Source organism: Kutzneria sp. NPDC052558 (assembly GCF_044547355.1).
Classification (GTDB): domain Bacteria; phylum Actinomycetota; class Actinomycetes; order Mycobacteriales; family Pseudonocardiaceae; genus Kutzneria.
Genome location: NZ_JBIUAG010000020.1, coordinates 122,447 through 141,838, shown reverse-complemented (window position 1 = coordinate 141,838; position 19,392 = coordinate 122,447). Strand labels below are relative to the sequence as shown.

The 19,392-nt window shown below is 70.2% G+C and carries 16 protein-coding genes; 7 read left to right on the top strand and 9 right to left on the bottom strand.

Features of this window, described 5'->3' with window-relative positions:
* Nucleotides 1–26 precede the first annotated feature (26 nt).
* From ACIG5F_RS31355 to ACIG5F_RS31340, 4 genes are all read left to right on the top strand, one after another.
* Nucleotides 27–620 carry a nucleic acid/nucleotide deaminase domain-containing protein gene (locus tag ACIG5F_RS31355; RefSeq protein WP_396523552.1) on the top strand — a complete coding sequence of 198 codons (594 nt, stop codon included), beginning with the start codon at nt 27–29 and terminating at the stop codon, nt 618–620.
* 89 nt (nt 621–709) lie between these two features.
* Nucleotides 710–1,174, top strand: coding sequence for a hypothetical protein (locus tag ACIG5F_RS31350; protein WP_396523507.1), 465 nt, complete (start codon nt 710–712; stop codon nt 1,172–1,174).
* 88 nt (nt 1,175–1,262) lie between these two features.
* A complete protein-coding gene (locus ACIG5F_RS31345; protein ID WP_396523506.1) occupies nt 1,263–1,466 on the top strand; it encodes a hypothetical protein in 204 nt (67 codons plus the stop codon).
* Between the two features lie 10 nt (nt 1,467–1,476).
* Nucleotides 1,477–2,247 carry a hypothetical protein gene (locus tag ACIG5F_RS31340; protein WP_396523505.1) on the top strand — a complete coding sequence of 257 codons (771 nt, stop codon included), beginning with the start codon at nt 1,477–1,479 and terminating at the stop codon, nt 2,245–2,247.
* A gap of 7 nt (nt 2,248–2,254) precedes the next feature.
* On the opposite strand, the gene ACIG5F_RS31335 is transcribed toward ACIG5F_RS31340, so the two are convergent.
* A complete protein-coding gene (locus ACIG5F_RS31335; protein ID WP_396523504.1) occupies nt 2,255–2,641 on the bottom strand; it encodes a VOC family protein in 387 nt (128 codons plus the stop codon).
* A 44-nt stretch (nt 2,642–2,685) separates the two neighbouring features.
* On the bottom strand, nt 2,686–4,068 hold the full coding sequence (locus ACIG5F_RS31330; protein ID WP_396523503.1) for a neutral zinc metallopeptidase: 1,383 nt from the start codon (nt 4,066–4,068) through the stop codon (nt 2,686–2,688).
* 52 nt (nt 4,069–4,120) lie between these two features.
* On the opposite strand from ACIG5F_RS31330, the gene ACIG5F_RS31325 reads away from it, so the two are divergent.
* Nucleotides 4,121–4,843, top strand: coding sequence for an alpha/beta fold hydrolase (locus ACIG5F_RS31325; RefSeq protein ID WP_396523502.1), 723 nt, complete (start codon nt 4,121–4,123; stop codon nt 4,841–4,843).
* Here the strand turns inward: ACIG5F_RS31325 and ACIG5F_RS31320 are convergent.
* The 3 genes from ACIG5F_RS31320 to ACIG5F_RS31310 are packed head-to-tail and all read right to left on the bottom strand — an operon-like array spanning nt 4,828 to nt 7,816.
* Nucleotides 4,828–5,472 carry a response regulator gene (locus ACIG5F_RS31320; RefSeq protein ID WP_396523501.1) on the bottom strand — a complete coding sequence of 215 codons (645 nt, stop codon included), beginning with the start codon at nt 5,470–5,472 and terminating at the stop codon, nt 4,828–4,830. The two genes, ACIG5F_RS31325 and ACIG5F_RS31320, sit on opposite strands and share 16 nt — an antisense overlap.
* Nucleotides 5,460–6,815: a histidine kinase gene (locus ACIG5F_RS31315; RefSeq protein ID WP_396523551.1), complete on the bottom strand. Its 1,356-nt coding sequence runs from the start codon at nt 6,813–6,815 to the stop codon at nt 5,460–5,462. Before ACIG5F_RS31315 ends, ACIG5F_RS31320 begins: the two co-directional genes overlap by 13 nt.
* Nucleotides 6,816–6,874: 59 nt before the next feature.
* On the bottom strand, nt 6,875–7,816 hold the full coding sequence (locus tag ACIG5F_RS31310; protein WP_396523500.1) for a ribose-phosphate diphosphokinase: 942 nt from the start codon (nt 7,814–7,816) through the stop codon (nt 6,875–6,877).
* Nucleotides 7,817–7,956: 140 nt separating this feature from the next.
* Between ACIG5F_RS31310 and ACIG5F_RS31305 the strand changes: the two genes are divergently transcribed.
* Entirely contained in the window at nt 7,957–9,042 is a 1,086-nt protein-coding gene (locus ACIG5F_RS31305; RefSeq protein WP_396523499.1) for a hypothetical protein, read from the top strand.
* An 80-nt stretch (nt 9,043–9,122) separates the two neighbouring features.
* Here the strand turns inward: ACIG5F_RS31305 and glgB are convergent, their stop codons facing one another.
* The 4 genes from glgB to ACIG5F_RS31285 all read right to left on the bottom strand — a co-directional run bounded on the left by glgB (nt 9,123) and on the right by ACIG5F_RS31285 (nt 16,459).
* A complete protein-coding gene (glgB, locus tag ACIG5F_RS31300; RefSeq protein WP_396523498.1) occupies nt 9,123–11,291 on the bottom strand; it encodes a 1,4-alpha-glucan branching protein GlgB in 2,169 nt (722 codons plus the stop codon).
* A 5-nt stretch (nt 11,292–11,296) separates the two neighbouring features.
* Nucleotides 11,297–12,631: a phosphotransferase gene (locus tag ACIG5F_RS31295; protein ID WP_396523497.1), complete on the bottom strand. Its 1,335-nt coding sequence runs from the start codon at nt 12,629–12,631 to the stop codon at nt 11,297–11,299.
* Nucleotides 12,628–14,403, bottom strand: coding sequence for a maltose alpha-D-glucosyltransferase (gene treS / locus ACIG5F_RS31290; protein ID WP_396523496.1), 1,776 nt, complete (start codon nt 14,401–14,403; stop codon nt 12,628–12,630). The genes ACIG5F_RS31295 and treS overlap by 4 nt, the downstream gene beginning before the upstream one ends.
* 85 nt (nt 14,404–14,488) lie before the next feature.
* Entirely contained in the window at nt 14,489–16,459 is a 1,971-nt protein-coding gene (locus tag ACIG5F_RS31285; RefSeq protein ID WP_396523495.1) for an alpha-1,4-glucan--maltose-1-phosphate maltosyltransferase, read from the bottom strand.
* A gap of 276 nt (nt 16,460–16,735) precedes the next feature.
* Between ACIG5F_RS31285 and glgP the strand changes: the two genes are divergently transcribed.
* The gene (gene glgP, locus ACIG5F_RS31280) at nt 16,736–19,231 is read left to right on the top strand and encodes an alpha-glucan family phosphorylase (protein ID WP_396523494.1); all 2,496 of its coding nucleotides are present in this window, start codon (nt 16,736–16,738) and stop codon (nt 19,229–19,231) included.
* Nucleotides 19,232–19,392 lie beyond the last annotated feature (161 nt).

The window sequence follows — 19,392 nt, the reverse complement described above, 5'->3', positions numbered from 1 at the left end:
TCCCCCCCCCCCCACACCCGGCCTGGGTGTCCCCCCCCGCCCCCCCGGGGGGGGGGGGGGGGCGCCCCCCGCGGGGGTGGGGGGGGGGGCCCCCCCCCCCCCCCCACAACGCTGCCGAGACGGTCTACGACCTGACCGTCGCCGATGTGCACGCCTTCTACGTGCTGGCCGGGGACACATCGGTCCTCGTGCACAACGCGTGCCCCGAAGGTCAGATCCGGTACAACAGCAGCCCGCTCAGCCAAGTGGCCTTCAGGTCCCGTATGGAGAACATGACCCCGATCTACCGAAATGTTGCGGTCGCGCGGATAAAGGGGTGGAACGACCCCAAGACCGGCGATTACGTTGTCGGCTTCAGTCGGGGTACGAAAGACAACATCTCGGTCCACTCCGAGGATGACATCCTTGCTCAGATCGAAGCGAGGCCGGGGTTTGACGTCAGCCAGATCGAGGAGTTGTACACCGAACGGCAACCCTGCCCCACCTGCAAGACGACGCTCGAGAACAAGCTGACCCCGGGAACGTCGGTCACCTGGTCGGTGCCGTACGACAGCACCACCACGTCCGAATCCCGCGACCTCCTGCTCGAGTATTTCGTCAACAGGGCCAACGGCAGGTGAGATAGCCTGGGAGGATGCGGCGGGGTCAGGATGCCTGGCCCCGCCGCGCAAGCAGATGGTTCCTATTCACGACAATCCGGAGCGAGCGCATGTCCGAGCCTGTCGACCCGACCGGTTACCGCGATCCGATCGCCTCCGACGAGGTGCTCGCCCAACGGGAACGCCTCGCCGACCTCATCTGCGACGAGCTGACGCGGGCGGGCCTGCCGGCGCATCGGTATCCGGCCGACAGCCTGTGGCCCGCCGGGGCGGAGGTCTCCGTGGATCGGATGAGTGACGCCGATGGCGGCGGCGTGTTCGTGCGATGGGGTGTCGGCCCTGAGCTCAGTCGGGCCGCGGCCGGGATCCCGGAGGGCGATCTGGACGACGATGCGCTTGACGAGATTGTCATGGCATTGGCGCGGCGTGGCGACAACCCTGACGTTCGTCACCAGAGTGTGGTCACGCGGCACATGCAGGCCGCGATCATCGGTATCCTCGGCTCGGCCGGTCTGCATGCGTACGACCCGAATGACAATGACGCTCCCTCGCTGGTCAAAGTCGACCTGCCCTGAGCCGATGCGCCATGCGTAGGGGGAGGCCGGTGCTGTCGGATCCACCGGCACGAGCGGCCGCTTCATCTTCCGCAAGGGCAGCGATGTCGTGATCACCGAGGGAGGCAGCAAACGAGGGCGGGTCATCACCAGCTATGGGCCGTCCGGGCCCAGGGGTGAAAGCGGGGCGGCGATCTTCGGTGGCAAGCCGACCGATCCGGGTCTGCCCGTCACCCATGACATGATCGTCCAGGGCAAGATCCCGTCGCCCAACGGCGACACCCTGCCCCCGGCTGTGCCGATCATCCAATAGGAGCCGCCCGTTGTTGTACCTCGCGGAAGGTGTTGGCGCCGACGTGGTTCCGGGCGGAACGATCAACGTGCCGCCCCGGCTGTCGCTTGACGACCTCAGTGTTCTCGTGGGGAGCTACGACAGTGCCGAAGAACACGAGCGGCACAGGTTGCTGACTCATGGCAGCGGGAACGACCTGGCTCCCGACGAGTTCCGTTTCAATCGGGACACGGGGTTGTTGGAGAGCCTGTGGCTGTACCTGCCGGAGGACAACCTCACGGATCCGAGTGTGGCTGATGACTGGTTGGGGTTGGAGCCTGTGGTCGGCGCGCTCCGGCGCGCTGACCACAGTGGGTTCACTGTCATGGGATCGGCCGGGCGGTGGTGTGCAGAGGACGGCGCTGTCCTGGTCTGCTTGGCAAGCGCACGCCCGGTGCACGTCGGACAACCCGTGCGCCTCAGAGTGGCCGACGACGTTGACCTTCTGTTCGGGGGCGACTCTTTCGCCGGTTGGATGCTGACGAACCCGGAGCGGTACGTGACCTCGCTTTGGGGCCGGTGGCCCGATCCGCTGCGGACTGACACCGAGCTCGGGGTTCTGCTCAAGCAGTGCCTTGACCTCATCGACACGCCGCACATGGAGGCGCTTTTCGAGGAGGAGGACCCTGAGGGACGCCGGCTGTTGAGGGGGTTGAGGGACCGAATTGCCCTCGATCGCGGTGCTCCCGACCGCAGGAGAGCGCTGTTGGAATGGCTCGGTTTTCTGGAGGAGAACTGGTACCGACGACCTGACTCCGTATGACTCCCAGTCAGTTCTCCAACGGGCAGAACAGATCTACGCCGGTGCCGTCGGGGTCGTGGAGGACGGCGTAGCGCTGGCCCCAGAAGGCGTCCCAGGGTTCCTTGTGGCCGAAGGAGATCAGTTCCCGGTAGAGGCGGTCGACGTCGGCGGGGGTGGGGCACTGGAAGGCGAGGCCGGTGCGGGGGGAGCCGGTGGGAGGGGTCCATGCCGGGTCGAAGGAGCGGATGGTGGAGACGGTGTCCCACATGATCTGGAGGCCGCCGGGTAGTGCTGCGGCGACGTGGGGCTCGGAGTCGGCGGCGGCGGGGATGGACAGGCCGAGCCGTCGGTAGAAGGCGAGGGTTTTGGCCATGTCGTCGACGACAAGACCGATGACGGCGAGCTGAGGAGTCATGCCTGTGACGCTAGGCGACCGGCGCTGGGCGGGTCTTGAAGGAATCAGACGCCGCAGGCCTTGGAGCCGGTGGTGAAGCCGGAGCGGAAGGCCAGGACGCGGTCGAAGCCGGTGGGGAGGCCGGTGCCGGAGGTGCCGCGGGAGCCGTAGTCGTACGACAGGAGCACGCTGACGGCCTTGTCGAGGTCGCCGGGGGAGAGCTGGAGCCCGGGCCGGCGGCCGGTGAGGACGGAGGAGGTGTAGGCGCCGGCGAGGCAGACGGCGGCCTTGCCGGCGGAGGGGGAGTCGACGGGCTGGCCGAGGGAGGACAGGGCCGCGAGGGCATAGCGGGTGGCGATCAGGGTGCCGGCGGCGTAGTCGCCGATGTTGGACACGAGGGTGGAGAGGGTGCCCTTGGTGGCCAGCAGAACGGTCTTGGTCGCCGGGCAGAAGGCCACGGGCCCCTGGTCCCCGCCGGGGCAGGCGGCGGCGGAGTCGGTCTGGGTGAACTTGGGCTGCGACCACTTGGGGCCGAAGAGCTGGCCGAAGTAGGTGTTGAGGTCGGGCACGAGCAGCCTGACCAGGTCGGACAGCGGCAGGTTGCCGCCGCTCTGCTGGTCCTGGAGGCTGCTGAAGGCCCGCTGGGTGAACTGCCGGTTGTCGACGGTCATGCCGGCGCAGAGCTTGGGCCCCTGCTGGTAGCCGTCCTGGAACGCGGACACGCGGTCGAAGGCGTCGCCATGGGCGCCTTCCTCGTCGGCGCCGGTGCCGACGGGGTCGCGGAAGGTGGCCAGCGCGGCGATGGCCTTGTCGAGCTGCTTGGCGTTGATCCGCAGGTCCGGGGCCTTGCCGTCGACGACGGAGCGGACGAACGCCCCGGAATAGCAGTCGGCCATGGTCTCGATGAGGATGGTCGGATAGCTGTTGGGATCGGCCCGTTCCATATCGGGGGTGGGGGCGGTCCGGTTCTGCACGGCATGCCCGAGCTCATGGGCGAGCACGACGACGACGGAGGCGTCGCCGAACTGGTCGCGCAGCACGGGCAGCAGGGCGGAGCGGTCCCAGGCGACTGAATCCTTGGCGGGGCAATAGAAGGCGTTGCCCTCGATCTCGGCGGCGTCCTCGGCGCACGGCGGGGTTTTGCCCTTGCCGGAGGCGGTGTCGACGGAGTAGACGCCGCCGGCGATGTCCCGCCACTGCTTGGTGAAGACGGTGGGGAAGTTCTGCTTCCAGAAGGCCTGCACGTCGGTGATGGTGGAGGCGGCGATGCGGTCGGTCATGCCGTTGTCGGTGCCCTGCACGAAACTCGGGGACACGCCGTCGCCGACGAGCACGGGCTCGGCGGTCTCGGGCTGGGCCACGCCGGCGATGCTGGTGCAGCCGGCGACCAGAACCACGGCCAGCAGGGCGGCGAGCACGCCGCCGGCCCGCCGAGCAGATCCACTCACCCGACCAGTCTGCCCGACGAACGGCGGTATCGTGGCCGGCAAGGGGGCGGACATGAAGACGAAGACTCGCGGCGACGGCCCGCTGCTGCTTCTGCTGCACGGGGGCGGCGGCAGCGTGGGCAGCTACGACGCGGTGCTGGACATCCTGGCCGAGCAGTACACGGTGGTCACGTACACGCAGCGCGAGGGCGGCCCGGCCGAGCGCGCGGACGAGGCGGCGCGGCTGCTCGATGACCTGGGTGCGAAGTCGGCGGCGGTCTTCGGCAGCAGCGCCGGTGGGCTGGTGGGCATCGAGCTGGTGGCCCGGCATCCGGAACGGGTCGGCCTGGTCATCGCGCACGAGCCGCCGTTCATGTCCCTGCTGCCCGATGCCGACGAGGTGACCCGGGCCTTCCTCGACCTGGTCGGCGCCCCCGACGGGGCCCTGCGGTTCCTGCGGCTGACCGGGATGCTCGGCCCGGTCGACGAGTCGGTGGTCCAGGCGGCCGCCGCGAACCTGTCCTTCGACGGTCGCGAGGTCGCCGCCTTCGTGAACCACCGGACGGACCTCGGCGCGGTCCGGGCCAGCGGAGTGAAGGTGGTGCTGGCCGCCGGCAAAGCGGTGACCGGCTCGCTGCCGTTCCGCAGCAGCGAAGCGGTCGCCGACGCGCTGGCAGCGCCGATGGTGATCTTCCCGGGCAACCACTTCGGCTACGCCCCGATGCCGGGCGTCAACGACCCGGCGGCGTTCGCGCGGACGTTGCTCGACCTGCTGAGGTCTCAGCTGTCCAGGTAGCGCAGCACGGCCAGCACCCGGCGGTGCTCGGTGCTGGTCTTGGGCAGCCCCAGCTTGTGGAAGATGCTGGCCACGTACTTCTCCACCGCGCCCTCGGTGATCACCAACCCCTCGGCGATGCCGGAGTTGGACCGCCCCTCGGCCATCAGCGTGAAGGCCTCCCGCTCCCGGGGCGTCAGCGCCGCCAAGGGGTCCTGACGCCGGCTGCGGGCCAGGATCTGGGACACGACCTCGGGGTCGAACACGGTGCCGCCGGCCCCGACCCGGTCCAGCGCCGACAGGAACTCCTCGACGTCGGCGACCCGGTCCTTGAGCAGGTAGCCAACGCCGTTGAGCTCGCCGGTGATCAGGTCGGAGGCGTAGCGCTCCTCCACGTACTGGGACAGCACGAGCACCCCGGTCTCCGGCCACTGCTTGCGGATCACCAGCGCGGCCCGCAGCCCCTCGTCGCTGTGCGTGGGCGGCATCCGCACGTCGACCACGGCCACGTCGGGTCGGCTGTCGGCCACGGCCCGCAGCAGCTTCTCGGCGTCGTCCACCGCGTCCACGACCTCATGGCCGTTCTCGGCCAGCAGCAGGGTCAGGCCGTGCCGCAGCAGCACGGCGTCCTCGGCGATCACGATTCGCACGGAAGCTCCAGGCTCACGGTTGTCGGCCCTCCGGCCGGGCTGGTCACGGTCAGGGTGCCGTCGACGCCTGCGGCCCGGTCGGCCAGCCCGGACAGGCCGGAGCCGCCGGACAGGACGGCCCCGCCGACGCCGTCGTCGCCGACCTCCACCCGCAGCAGCGCCCCGGCCCGCCGCACCACCACCCAGGCCCGGGAGGCCCGCGCGTGCTTGACGATGTTGGTCAACGACTCGGCGATCATGAAGTAGGCGATGGACTCGGCGGTGCGGCCGGCCCGCCGCTCCATCTCGAAGTCGATCGACACCGGCACCTGGGAGCGGGCGGCCAGCGCCGACAGCGCGGCGTCCAGACCGCGGTCGGCCAGCACCGGCGGGCTGAGCCCCCGGGTCAGCTCCCGCAGCTCGACGATGGCCTCCTTGGCGCTGCGGTGGGCCTCCTCCAGCAGCGCCCGGGTGGCCTCCGGGTCGGAGTCGTACTTGCGTTTGGCCCGGCCCAGCAGCATCGCCAGGGCCACCAGCTGCTGCTGGGCGCCGTCGTGCAGGTCCCGCTCGATCCGCCGGCGCTCGGCCTCGGCCGCGGCCATGGCGTCCTCGCGGCGCTGCTCGACCTCGTACACCCGGGCGGCGAGCTGGTCGGCCGACATCTGGCCCAGGTAGCGGCGGGCCAGCGCCACGTGCCAGCTGAGCATCCAGCGCACGAGGTACGGCACGATCGGCACCAGCAGCGCCAGCCCGAGCAGGGGGACGCTCTCCCACGCCTCGCCGGCGTACCGGCCGGGCCGGTTGAGCGAGGCGACGGTGAAGCCGATGAAGAAGTAGCCGGCGGCGATCACGATGGTCAGCGGGAACACCCAGGCGAACACGGCGAGCGCACCGGCGAACAGCGCGACCGGCAGCCGGATCAGCTGGTAGGCCATCAGCCGCCACAGCAGCGGGTTGCGGACCAGCTTGACGAACAGCGGCACCAGCGGCCCGTGGGGTGCCGGCAGCTGCAGCGACAGCGGCATGTCGATGCCGTGCACCGAGCGGTACCAGCTGACCTCCAGCCGGGCGCAGCCCTCCAGCGCGTAGGCCGTGCCCATGAAGCCCAGCACGCCGGCCGGCACGATCATCAGCAGCAGCACCATGACCAGCCAGCCGGCGGCCGGGGTGTCGAAGCCGACCGAGCCGACCACGCTGCCCAGCGCGATCAGCGCCGGGATCGGGACCAGGGACACGATCAGCCCCAGCACCAGCACGACGGTGTTGGCGGCGGCCCAGTAGATGCCGCCGAGCAGGTGCAGGGTGGCCCGCCACGTCCGCGCTTCGCCGAGCGGGCGCAGCAGCAGCGCGTGCAGGCTCCCCATCACGCCTACCGAGGGTACGGACCGGGGGTCGCCCCGGGTAACCGGTTAACCCCCGTAGCTCAGGCGTCGAACAGGGCGCTGACCGACTCGCCGTTGTGGATGCGCCGGATCGCCTCGGCCATGGCCGGCGCGATGGACAGCACGGTCAGCTTGGGGGTGCGCTTCTGCGGCGCGATCGGCACGGTGTCGGTGCAGACGATCTCCTTCACGCCGGCCAGGTCGCCGATGCGCTTGATCGCGCCGTCGGCGAACAGGCCGTGCGTGCAGGCCACGCGGATCGAGGCCACGCCCAGCTCGTCGAGCCGCTGGATCAGCTCGACCACGGTGCTGCCGCGGGCGATCTCGTCGTCCAGCACGATCACGTCCCGGCCGGCCACCTCGCCGATGATCGAGCTGATGCTGACCTTGTCGTCGGAGAAGCGCTGCTTGGCCCCGGCGGCCACGCCCACGCCGAGCAGCCGGGCGAAGGCGGCGGCCGGCTTGGCGTTGCCCAGGTCGGGGGAGACGACCACGGCGTTGGACAGGTCGTAGCCGCGGAAGTGGGCGGCCAGCTCGCGCAGGGCGTGCAGGTGGTCGACCGGGACGCTGAAGAAGCCGTGCACCTGCGGCGAGTGCAGGGTCATGGTCAGCACCCGGCTCGCGCCGGCGGTCACCAGCAGGTCGGCCACCAGCCGGCCGCCGATGGAGACGCGGGGCATGTCCTTCTTGTCACTGCGCGCGTACGCGTAGTGCGGCATGACGACCGTGGTGCGGGCGGCCGACGCGCCGCGGGCGGCGTCCAGCATGAGCAGCAGCTCGACCAGGTTCTCCTGGGTCGGCGGCACCAGCGGCTGGATCAGGAACACGTCCCGCTCCCGGCAGTTGGCCCGCAGCTGGACCTCGATGCAGTCGTTGGCGAACCGTTGGACCCGCACCGGGCGTAGTGGAACTCCGAGGTGCGCGCAGATGTCGGACGCGAGGTCGGGATGGGCGCTGCCGCTGAAGACCGCGATCTCATGCACGTGAACGGATGGTACCCGCCGGTGAACCGTTCGCCGGTTTCGTCGGTAGTAGATGGTCGAACGTGGTTCAGACCATAACGACGACAGGAGACGCCGCAATGTCCTGGATTGCCGATATGAGTCCCAGTCGCAAACGTGCCATGATCCTTGGCGCCGCTGCCGTGCTGGGCGTCGCCGTCGTGCTGGGAGGTGGATTCGCGATCGTCTCGGGCACCAGCCACGCGGCGACCGAGAACTGTCAGGGCCTCGACCAGGCGTTGCAGAACAACCTGAACTTCATCGCGCAGCAGAAGGCCAATCCGACCGCGGTGTCCGCGGCCAACATCGCCAACCGGCAGGCCGTGGTCGACCAGATCCAGCAGCGCCGCCAGGCCGCCGGCTGCACCAACAACGTGACGGCTTCGGCCGACGCGACCAAGAAGAAGGGCAGCGGCGAGGACTGCGCCGGGCTGCAGAAGGCCCTCCAGAACAACCTGAACTTCATCGCCGACCAGAAGGCGCACCCCGACGCCCAGTCGGCGGCGCGGATCAAGAACCGCGAGGCCGTGGTGGCCCAGATCGAGCAGCGCATCAAGGCCGCTCTCTGCGACGGAAACGGTTCCGGGGCCTCAGGCTGCCCGACGGCGACCGACACGACCGACACCAGCGCCCCGCCGACCACCACCGACAACGGCATGGGCAGCGGCATGGACAACGGCATGGGTGACGGGGGCATGGGCACCGACACCACCACCGCCCCGCCGACCACGACCGACAACGGCATGGGCAACGGTATGGGCTCAGGCATGGGCGGCGACAACGGCATGGGCGACGGCGGCATGGGCACCGACACCACGGCGCCGCCGACGACCACCGACACCAACGCCGGCTGCGACAACGGCGGCACCGACACCGCGAACCCGACCGACACCGCGACGGCCGACCCGACCGCCACCAACACCGGCACCAACGCCGGTTCCGGCACGGACACCGGCACCGTCGCCAACCAGGTCTGCAAGGGCTCCACGGTGACCACGACCGGCTCGGGCGGCCTGACCGCCTCCAGCAACCAGTTCCCGGTCGGCACCAAGCTCAAGGTGACCAACCTGGACAACAACAAGTCCATCACCGTCCCGGTGACGTCCACCTCCGGCAGTTGCGTGCTGCTCGACGCCGGCGCCTTCAACCAGATCCATGAGGCCGGCAAGCTGCTCATCCGCAAGGCGCTGATCCAGAAGGTCGGCTGACCCCGCCACCACAACCCCGTTCACGCGAAACGGCCCGAAACCTGGTCCCAGGAGCCAGGTTCCGGGCCGTTTCGCCGTGCTCAGGCCTCCGGCGAAAGCCAGATCACGCCGGCCGGCGGCAGCTGCACCACCGCCGAGGCCGGGCGGCCGTGCCAGGGCGTGGCCTCGGCCACGAGCTCGCCCTGGTTGCCCCAGCCGGAGCCGCCGTACACGCGGGCGTCGGTGTTGACGACCTCGCGCCAGACGCCGGTGGTGGGCAGGCCGATCCGGTAGTCCCGGTGCGGCCCGCCGGAGAAGTTGGCCACGCAGGCCAGCACCGTGCCGTCGTCGCCCTCGCGCAGGAACGACAGCACGTTGCCGGCCGAGTCGTTGGCGTCGATCCAGGAGAAGCCGTCCGGCGACGTGTCCATTGTGTACAGTGCCGGTGACCGCCGGTAGGCGGCGTTGAGGTCGCCGACCAGCTGCTTGACGCCGGCGTGCAGGGGCTCGTCGAGCAGCGGCCAGTCCAGGGACCGCTTCTCCGACCACTCGTCGATCTGCCCGAACTCGCCGCCCATGAACAGCAGCTGCTTGCCGGGGTGGGCCCACATGAAGGCCAGCAGCGAGCGCAGCCCGGCCGCCTTGTTCCAGTTGTCGCCGGGCATCCGGCCCCACAGCGATCCCTTGCCGTGCACCACTTCGTCGTGCGACAGCGGCAGCACGAAGTTCTCGCTCCACGCGTACATCAGCGAGAAGGTCATCTCGTTGTGGTGGTACGAGCGGTGCACGGGATCGTGCGACAGGTACCGGAGCGTGTCGTGCATCCAGCCCATGTTCCACTTGAACCCGAAGCCCAGCCCGCCCAGGTGCGTCGGCCGCGTCACGCCCGGCCAGGCGGTGGACTCCTCGGCGATCATCATGATGCCGGGGTGGCGCCGGTAGACGGTGGCGTTGAGCTCCTGGAGGAACTGCACGGCGTCCAGGTTCTCGCGTCCACCGTGGACGTTGGGCAGCCACTGGCCCTCGGGCCGCGAGTAGTCCAGGTACAACATCGAGGCCACGGCGTCGACCCGCAGGCCGTCGACGTGGAACTCCTCGATCCAGTACAGGGCGTTGGCCACCAGGAAGTTGCGGACCTCGTTGCGCCCGAAGTCGAACACGTAGGTGCCCCAGTCGGGCTGCTCGCCCCGGCGCGGGTCGGCGTGCTCGTAGAGCGGGCTGCCGTCGAACCGGGCCAGCGCCCACTCGTCGCGCGGGAAGTGCGCCGGCACCCAGTCCACGATCACGCCGATGCCCCGCTGGTGCAGGTGGTCCACGAAGTGCCGGAACTCGTCGGGGGAGCCGAACCGCGGCGTCGGCGCGTAGTACGAGGTGACCTGGTAGCCCCACGAGCCGGCGAACGGGTGCCCGGCCACCGGCAGCAGCTCGACGTGGGTGAAGCCGGTCTCGGTCACGTAGTCGGCCAGCTGCTCGGCCAGCTCCCGGTAGTTCAGGCCCTGCCGCCACGAGCCGATGTGCACCTCGTAGGCGCTGACCGGGCGCCTGGACCAGTCGCTGGCCTCCCGCTCGGCCAGCCAGGCCTCGTCGCTCCAGGTGTAGGAGGACTCGTAGACCACCGACGCGGTGGCCGGCGGCACCTCGGTGGCGAAGGCCATCGGATCGGCCTTCTCGTGCCACGCCCCGTCCTTGCCCAGCAGCCGGAACTTGTACCTGGTGCCCACCGGCACCTCCGGCAGGAACACCTCCCACACGCCCGAGCCGCCCAGCGACCGCATCGGCGTGGCGCGGCCGTCCCAGCCGTCGAAGTCGCCGCACACCCGCACGCCCTGCGCGGTCGGGGCCCACACCGCGAACGACGTGCCGTCCACCGGCCCGCCCGGGGTGTCGTAGCGGTGCGGGTGCGCGCCGAGCACCTCCCACAGCCGCTCGTGCCGGCCCTCGCCGATCAGGTGCAGGTCCAGCTCGCCGACGGTGGGCAGCCAGCGGTACGGGTCGTCGGCGACGACCACGTTGCCGTCGCCGTAGTCGACCTCGTAGCGGTAGTCGCCCGGCGGCTCCGGCACCAGCCCGGCGAACAGGCCGCCCTCGACCGGTTCCAGCTCGAACCGCTTGTCGCCGACGAGCACCGACACCGAGCGGGCGCCGATGCGCAGCGCCCGCACCACGGTGCCGCCGGGGTGCGGGTGCGCCCCCAGAATGGAGTGCGGATCGTGGTGCGCACCCCCGAGCAGCCGGTCCACCTCGTCCTTGGCCGGTGCGATGCTCGTCACGACTGTCAGTCCTCTCCGGCGGTGATCCTCGCGATGGACGCCAGCGGCACGGTCAGCCAGTCGGGCCGGTTCCCGTGCTCGTACGCCACCTCGTACACGGCTTTGTCCAGTTCCAGCGCCCGCAGCAGCGACCCCTGCGCGCGGGGGTCGTCGCCGACCTCCGCGTAGCCGTCGCAGAAGGCTTCCCGGTTGCGCGCGGTCCATTCCCGGGCGCGGACCTCCAGTTGACGGTCCGACGGGTTGCCGACCAGCAGCTGCTGGGCGGCGTAGTCGAAGGAGCGCAGCATGCCGGCCACGTCCCGCAGCGGCGAGCGCAGCGCGTTGCGCTCGGCCAGCGGGGCCGCCGGCTCGCCCTCGAAGTCGATCAGTTTCCAGCCGGTCGCGGTCCGCAGCACCTGGCCCAGGTGCAGGTCGCCGTGGATGAACTGCACGTCGACCAGGGACGGCCCGGTGCGGGCCTGCTCGAACACGGCCCGTAACGCCGACTCGTACGGGGCCAGCTCCGGCACCTCGGCCAGCACGGTGTCCAGCCGGCGGTGCATGGCCTGCACGGCCTCGTACAGCCGCTCCGGCCCCTCCTGCCCGCTGCCCAGGGCCTTGCGCAGGTCGGCGTGCACCTCGGCGACGGACTGTCCCAGCCGGAACGCCTCGCCGGCGAAGTCCCCGCCGACCTCGGCCGCGTGCAGGTCGGCCTCGGCCATCAGGTCCCGCACCGAGGCGGTGGCCATGGCCCAGCCCTCGGCCGCGCCCTGGAGGAACTCCTGGAGGATGCCCAGCACCACGAACTCGTCGGTGATCGCGCCCAGCGGCCGGGCGATGTGCTTGGAGCCGACCGCCTGCAACGCCCGGTGCAGCTGGAGGTCGGGGTTGGGGCCGGCCACCACGCGGCGGAACAGCTTCAGGATGTACTCGCTGCCGTAGATCACCGAGGTGTTGGACTGCTCGGCGCTGACCGGCTTGGCCCGCTGCTCGGGCACGATGACGGCGCCGGGCTCGGGCGCGAAGTGGATGCCGTCGGCCCAGGTGTCCTCGGCGATCAGCGTCAACAGGTGGCCCATCAGCTCGGTGTCGTGCACCGCCTCGTAGTAGACGTGGCCGTCCACCTCGCCGATCCTGGCGTGCGCGAGGTGCTCGGGCACCTCCCGGCGCCGCCCCACCAGCAGCTGGTACTCCCCGTCGGGGGTGCTCAGCACGGCGTGCACCAGCTTCGGGTCGCCGTCCAGCAGCGTCACGGCGTCCCGGGTGGACACCTCGGACAGGTCCCGGTTCTTGCCGCCGAACCACCGCTGCTGCGGCAGCCACTCCAGAAGTGCGTCGGCCAGTGGGGTCAGTTCGGTCATGGCGCCTCCCCGCCCTCGGTCTCCGGGACCAGTTGGAACCAGTAGAAGCCGTGCCCCGGCAGCGTCAGCAGGTACGGCAGGTCGCCGATGGGCGGGAACCGCACCCCGCCGGTCAGCTCCAGCGGCACCAGCCCACGGTATTCCGACAGGTCCAGCTCCACCGGCTGAGGGAACCGGGACAGGTTGTTCACGCACAGCAGCACGTCGTCGTTCCAGCGCCGCAGGTAGGACAGCATCGACGGGTTGGACGAGCCCAGCTCGATGAACTCGCCGAAGCCGAACGCCTTGTGCGCGGTGCGCACCTCCAGCATGCGGCGGGTCCAGTTCAGCAGCGAGGACGAGTTGTTGATCTGCGCCTCGACGTTGATGCCCTGGTAGCCGTAGGTGGCGTCGGCGATCACCGGCAGGTAGATCCGGTTGGGGTCGCAGCGGGAGAAGCCGGCGTTGCGGTCCGGCGTCCACTGCATCGGGGTGCGCACCGCGTCCCGGTCGCCCAGCCAGATGTTGTCGCCCATGCCGATCTCGTCGCCGTAGTACAGCACCGGCGAGCCCGGCAGCGACAGCAGCATCGCGGTGAACAGCTCCTGCTGGTTGCGGTCGTTCTCCAGCAGCGGGGCCAGCCGCCGGCGGATGCCGATGTTGGCCTTCATCCGCGGATCCTTGGCGTACTCCGCGTACATGTAGTCGCGTTCCTCGTCGGTGACCATCTCCAGCGTCAACTCGTCGTGGTTGCGCAGGAAGATGCCCCACTGGGCGCCCGACGGGATCTGCGGCGTCTGGGCCAGGATCTCCGAGATCGGGAACCGGGACTCGCGGCGCACGGCCATGAACAGCCGCGGCATCAGCGGAAAGTGGAAGGCCATGTGGCACTCGTCGCCGCCGACCGCCTGGTCGCCGAAGTACTCCACCACGTCGGCCGGCCACTGGTTGGCCTCGGCCAGCAGCACCCGCCCCGGGTACTCCACGTCCACCACCTTGCGGCAGCGGCGCAGGAACTCGTGCGTGCGCGGCAGGTTCTCGCAGTTGGTGCCCTCCTCCTCGAACAGGTAGGGCACGGCGTCCAGCCGGAAGCCGTCGATGCCCAGGTCCAGCCAGAACCTCAGGACATCGATCATCGCCTCCTGGACCTCGGGGTTCTCGTAGTTGAGGTCGGGCTGGTGGCTGAAGAAGCGGTGCCAGTAGAACTGGCCGCGCACCGGGTCGAAGGTCCAGTTGGACGACTCGGTGTCGACGAAGATGATGCGCGCGTCGGCGTAGCGGGAGTCGTCGTCGCTCCACACGTAGTAGTCGCCGTAGGGGCCCTGCGGGTCGGACCGGGACTCCTGGAACCAGGCGTGCGCGTCCGAGGTGTGGTTGAGCACCAGGTCGGTGATCACCCGGATGCCCCGGCGGTGGGCCTGGTCGAGCAGGTAGACGAAGTCGTCGACGGTGCCGAACTCGGGCAGCACCTGGCGGAAGTCGCTGATGTCGTACCCACCGTCGCGCAGCGGGGACGCGTAGAACGGGGGCAGCCACAGGCAGTCCACGCCCAGCCATTCCAGGTAGTCCAGCTTCTCGGCCAGACCGCGCAGGTCGCCGGTGCCGTCGCCGTTGGAGTCGGCGAAGGCCCGCACCAGCACCTCGTAGAAGACGGCGCTCTTGTACCACTCCGGCTCCTTGGGAGCCTGTCTGGCTGTGCCGAAGTCGTCGCTGCTCGGCTCAACGAGGTGGCCGTCCTCGGTGAATTCGTTCCCCAGGGTCTCAACAGTCCCGGGCTGGGGAGCGTCGGGCATCGTCGCCACCACCCCTCGTCCATGGTCGGCAAGCCCCGCCTCCAGGGACTACCCGGGGCGGAGTCGCGTTATTCGTGCTGGCTGGTTACTTGTGATGAATACTGATGACGTGCGCGACGGCGCGCCAGGGTTCGAGCCGGACGAAGTTGGCCTGACCCCAGTCCCAGGTGTCGCCCGTGACCTCGTCGTGAGCGGTGATCCGCTCGTGCCAGTCCACGCCCAGCTCGGGCAGATCCAACCAGAGCGTGCCCTGTTGGGCGTTGTTCGGGTCGAGGGTCACCACAACCACGACGGTGTCCCCGGTGGCCGGGTCCGTCTTGCTGTAGGCGATCAGGGCGTCGTTGTCGACGTGGTGGAAGTGCAGCGTGCGCAGCTGCTGCAACGCGGGGTGGGCCTTGCGGATCTCGTTCAGCTTGGTCAGCCACGGTTGCAGCGACCGGCCGTCCAGCAGCGCGGTCTGGTAGTCACGCGGCCGCAGCTGGTACTTCTCCGAGTCCAGGTACTCCTCCGAGCCCTGCCGCACCGGCTCGTGCTCGTAGAGCTCGTACCCCGAGTACACGCCCCAGGTCGGCGACATCGTCGCGGCCAGCGCGGCCCGGGTCGCGAACATCGCCGGCCCGCCGTGCTGCAACGACTCGTGCAGGATGTCCGGCGTGTTGACGAACAGGTTGGGCCGGCCCTCGTCGGCGTGCTCCAGCCAGTCGACCATGAAGTCGATCAGCTCCTGCTTGCCGGTGCGCCAGGTGAAGTAGGTGTAGGACTGGGTGAAGCCGAGCTTGGCCAGGCCGTACTGGCGGGCCGGGCGGGTGAACGCCTCGGCCAGGAACAGCACGTCCGGATAGCGCCGCTTGACCTCCCAGATCAGCCAGTGCCAGAAGTCCGGCGGCTTGGTGTGCGGGTTGTCCACCCGGAAGATCCGCACGCCCTGCTCGATCCAGTGCGTGATCACCCGGTCGATCTCGGCGTACAGGCTGCGCGGCTCGTTGTCGAAGTTGAGCGGGTAGATGTCCTGGTACTTCTTGGGCGGGTTCTCCGCGTAGGCGATCGTGCCGTCCGGCAGCGTGGTGAACCACTCCGGGTGCTCGGCCACCCACGGGTGGTCCGGCGCGCACTGCAACGCGAAGTCCAGCGCCACCTCCAGGCCCAGCTCGTCGGCCCGGTGCACGAAGCCCTTGAAGTCGGCCAGCGTGCCCAGCTCGGGGGCGATCGCGTCGTGCCCGCCGTCCTTGGAGCCGATGGCCCACGGCGAGCCGACGTCGTCGGGGCCGGCCTTGAGGGTGTTGTTGGGGCCCTTGCGGTTGATGTGGCCGATGGGGTGGATCGGCGGCAGGTAGACCACGTCGAAGCCCATCTCCGCGACCCGGTCCAGCTCGCGGGCGGCGGTGACGAACGTGCCGTGCACCGGCTTGCCGGTCTCGTCCCAGCCGCCGGTGGAGCGGGGGAAGAACTCGTACCAGGAGCCGTAGAGCGCCTTGGGCCGGTCGACCCAGAGCTTGTGCACCTTGCCCCGGGTGAGCAGTTCTCGCACCGGGAACTCGCGCATGATCGTGTCGACCTCGGGGGCCAGCGCCGGGCCGACCCGCTCCGGCAGCGGCCGTTCACCGTCGCGCAACCCGGCGGCCACACCGAGCAGGAATTCCTTGTCGTAACGGCGTTCCGGGCGCTTGCCCACCCGCTCGACCAGCCGCGCGCCCAGCTCAAGGTCGTTGGCCAGCTCGGCGGAACCCTGGCCCGCGGCCAGTTTCTTCTCCACCGCCGAGCGCCAGGTCGCCCACGGGTCGCTCCAGGCGTCGATGCGGAAGGTCCACGCGCCCTCGGCGTCGGGCACCACGGTCGCGGCGAAGCGGTCCAGGCCGATGCCGTGCTCGACCATCCGGGTCTGGCGGGCCACCTTGTCCTTGGGGCCCTTCCACGTCACCGTCGCGGCGACCGCGTCGTGGCCCTCGCGCCACACCGTCGCGCCGATCGGAACGTGTTCGCCCACAACGGCTTTGGCCGCATACCGGCCGCCGCTGACCACCGGGGTGATGTCGTCGATGCCCAAACGTCCACTCATCGCCCCACGCCCTTAGGTCGCCGCCACCCGCCCATAGTGTGCCTTGCTGGGCCCGGAACTAAACCACCGGGTGATCCTTTGTGGCTGTCTCGTCACCGCCATCCCCACCACCTGAACAACTCTTCACGTTCTTTACTGTCATGAAGGGCCCCATCCTGACGTTCAACGTTCAACGTCAGGATGGGGCCCTTCATGACATGAGAAGGTCTGCAAATATTTGCAGTCTTGGCTGGAAAGTTGCAATGGCGGCGGGGGGCGGTTATACAGTCGCCCGCTGTGAGAGCTCTCCGCCGGTTCACCGTCCGCGCCAGTCTGCCCGAGCCGCTCGCCGCCCTCGGCCGGCTGGCGACCAACCTGCGCTGGACGTGGCACCCGCCGACGCAGGAGCTGTTCGCCGCGGTCGACCCGCGGGCGTGGCAGCGCGCCGGCAACGACCCGCTGGCCCTGCTGCGCGACGTCCCGGCCGCGCACCTGGAACGACTGGCCGCCGACGAGGAGTTCCTGGCCCGGCTGCGGTCCACCGCCGACGACCTGGACCAGTACCTGACCGCCCCGCGCTGGTACCAGCGGCAGGGCGAGCAGACGGAGCTGCCGGCCACCATCGGCTACTTCTCCATGGAGTTCGGCGTCACCGAGGCCCTGCCCAACTACTCGGGCGGCCTGGGCGTGCTGGCCGGCGACCACCTCAAGGCCGCGTCCGACCTGGGCGTGCCGCTGCTCGGCGTGGGCCTGCTCTACCGCTCCGGCTACTTCCGGCAGTCGCTGTCGCTGGACGGCTGGCAGGAGGAGCACTACCCGGTGCTCGACCCCCGCGGCCTGCCGCTGGAGCTGGTCACCGACGCCGCCGGCACGCCGGTCCAGGTGCGCGTGAGCGTGCCCGGCGACCGCACCCTGCACGCCCGGATCTGGAAGGCCCAGGTCGGCCGGGTGCCGCTGCTGCTGCTCGACTCCAACGTCGACGAGAACGACGACGACCTGCGCGGCGTCACCGACCGGCTCTACGGCGGCGACCAGGACCACCGGATCCGGCAGGAGATCCTGGCCGGCATCGGCGGCGTGCGGGCCGTGCGGCTGTACTGCGAGCTGACCGGCACGCCCCAGCCCGAGGTGTTCCACACCAACGAGGGCCACGCCGGCTTCCTCGGCCTCGAGCGCATCCGCGAGCTGATCACCGGCCAGGGCCTGGAGTTCGACCAGGCGCTGGGGGCGATCAGGGCCGGCACCGTGTTCACCACCCACACCCCGGTCCCGGCCGGCATCGACCGCTTCCCGGTCGACCTGGTGCAGCACTACTTCGGCGGCGACCGGCTGCTGCCGGGCGTGCCGATCGAGCGGGTGCTGGCGCTGGGGGCCGAGGAGAACCCGGGCCTGTTCAACATGGCCCACATGGGCCTGCGGCTGGCCCAGCGGGCCAACGGCGTGTCCAAGCTGCACGGCGAGGTCAGCCGGGGCATGTTCGGCGGCCTGTGGCAGGGCTTCGACGCCGACGAGGTGCCGATCGGCTCGGTCACCAACGGCGTGCACGGCCACACCTGGGCCGCCCCGGAGATGACCCGGCTGGAGCCCGGGCAGCTGACCGACGCCGAGCTGTGGGAGTTGCGCTGCGGCCTGCGGGCCAAGCTGGTGGACGAGGTCCGCCGCCGGGTGCGCGCCTCCTGGCTGCAGCGCGGGGCCTCGGCCCTGGAGCTGGGCTGGACCGACTCGGTGTTCGACCCCGACGTGCTCACCGTCGGCTTCGCCCGCCGCGTGCCGACGTACAAGCGGCTGACCCTGATGCTGCGCGACCCCGAGCGGCTGCGGACCCTGCTGCTGCACCCGGAGCGTCCGATGCAGCTGGTGGTGGCCGGCAAGTCGCACCCGGCCGACGACGGCGGCAAGGCGCTGATCCAGCAGGTGGTCAAGTTCGCCGACGACGCCGGCGTGCGCCACCGCATCGTGTTCCTGCCCGACTACGACATGTCGATGGCCCGGTACCTGTACTGGGGCTGCGACGTCTGGCTGAACAACCCGATGCGGCCGCTGGAGGCCTGCGGCACCTCGGGCATGAAGGCCGCGCTCAACGGCGGCCTGAACCTGTCCATCCGGGACGGCTGGTGGGACGAGTTCTACGACGGCAAGAACGGCTGGGCCATCCCCACCGCCGACGGCGTGCCCGACCCCAACCGCCGTGACGACCTGGAGGCCGCCGCCCTCTACGAGCTGGTCCAGGCCCAGGTCGCGCCGCTGTTCTACGACCGCCAGGACGGCGTGCCGACCAACTGGATGTCGCTGGTCCGGCACACCCTGACCGAGATGGGCCCGCAGCTTCAGGCCGAGCGCATGGTCAAGGAGTACGTCGAGACCTACTACGCCCCCGCCGGCTCCTCCGCCACCGCGGTGCGGGCCGCGTCCTTCCAGGGGGCCAAGGAGCTGGCCGTCTACAAGGCCCGCATCCGCACCGCCTGGAACCGGGTGCAGGTGACCTACACCGACCTGTCGGTCAACGGCTCGCACGCCCCCGTGGTCGGCCAGCCGGTCACTGTGCGGGCCCGGGTCGACCTCAACGGACTGTCCCCGTCCGACGTCGAGGTCCAGGCCGTCCTCGGCCGTGTCGCCGATTCGGGTGAACTTTCCGAGCCGGTCACCGCGACCATGACGCCCGGCGCCGACGGCTCGTACCAGGCCGAGCTGGCCCTGCCCCACGTCGGCTCGGTCGGCTACACCGTCCGGGTGCTCCCGCACCACGAGCTCCTGGCCACCCCCGCCGAACTAGGCCGAGTGATCCTCGCCTAGCCCGCCCACCCCCCACTTCTCCGCCACATGTGGACCACAGTCGACTCCTGAAGTCGACTGTGGTCCACATGTGGCATTTGCGGGTGCAAAAGAGGGGGCGGGTTCCCTCGCTTCCCGGGGGCGAGGGAACCCGCCCGGCGCCGGGAGCGTCTCCGCTCCTG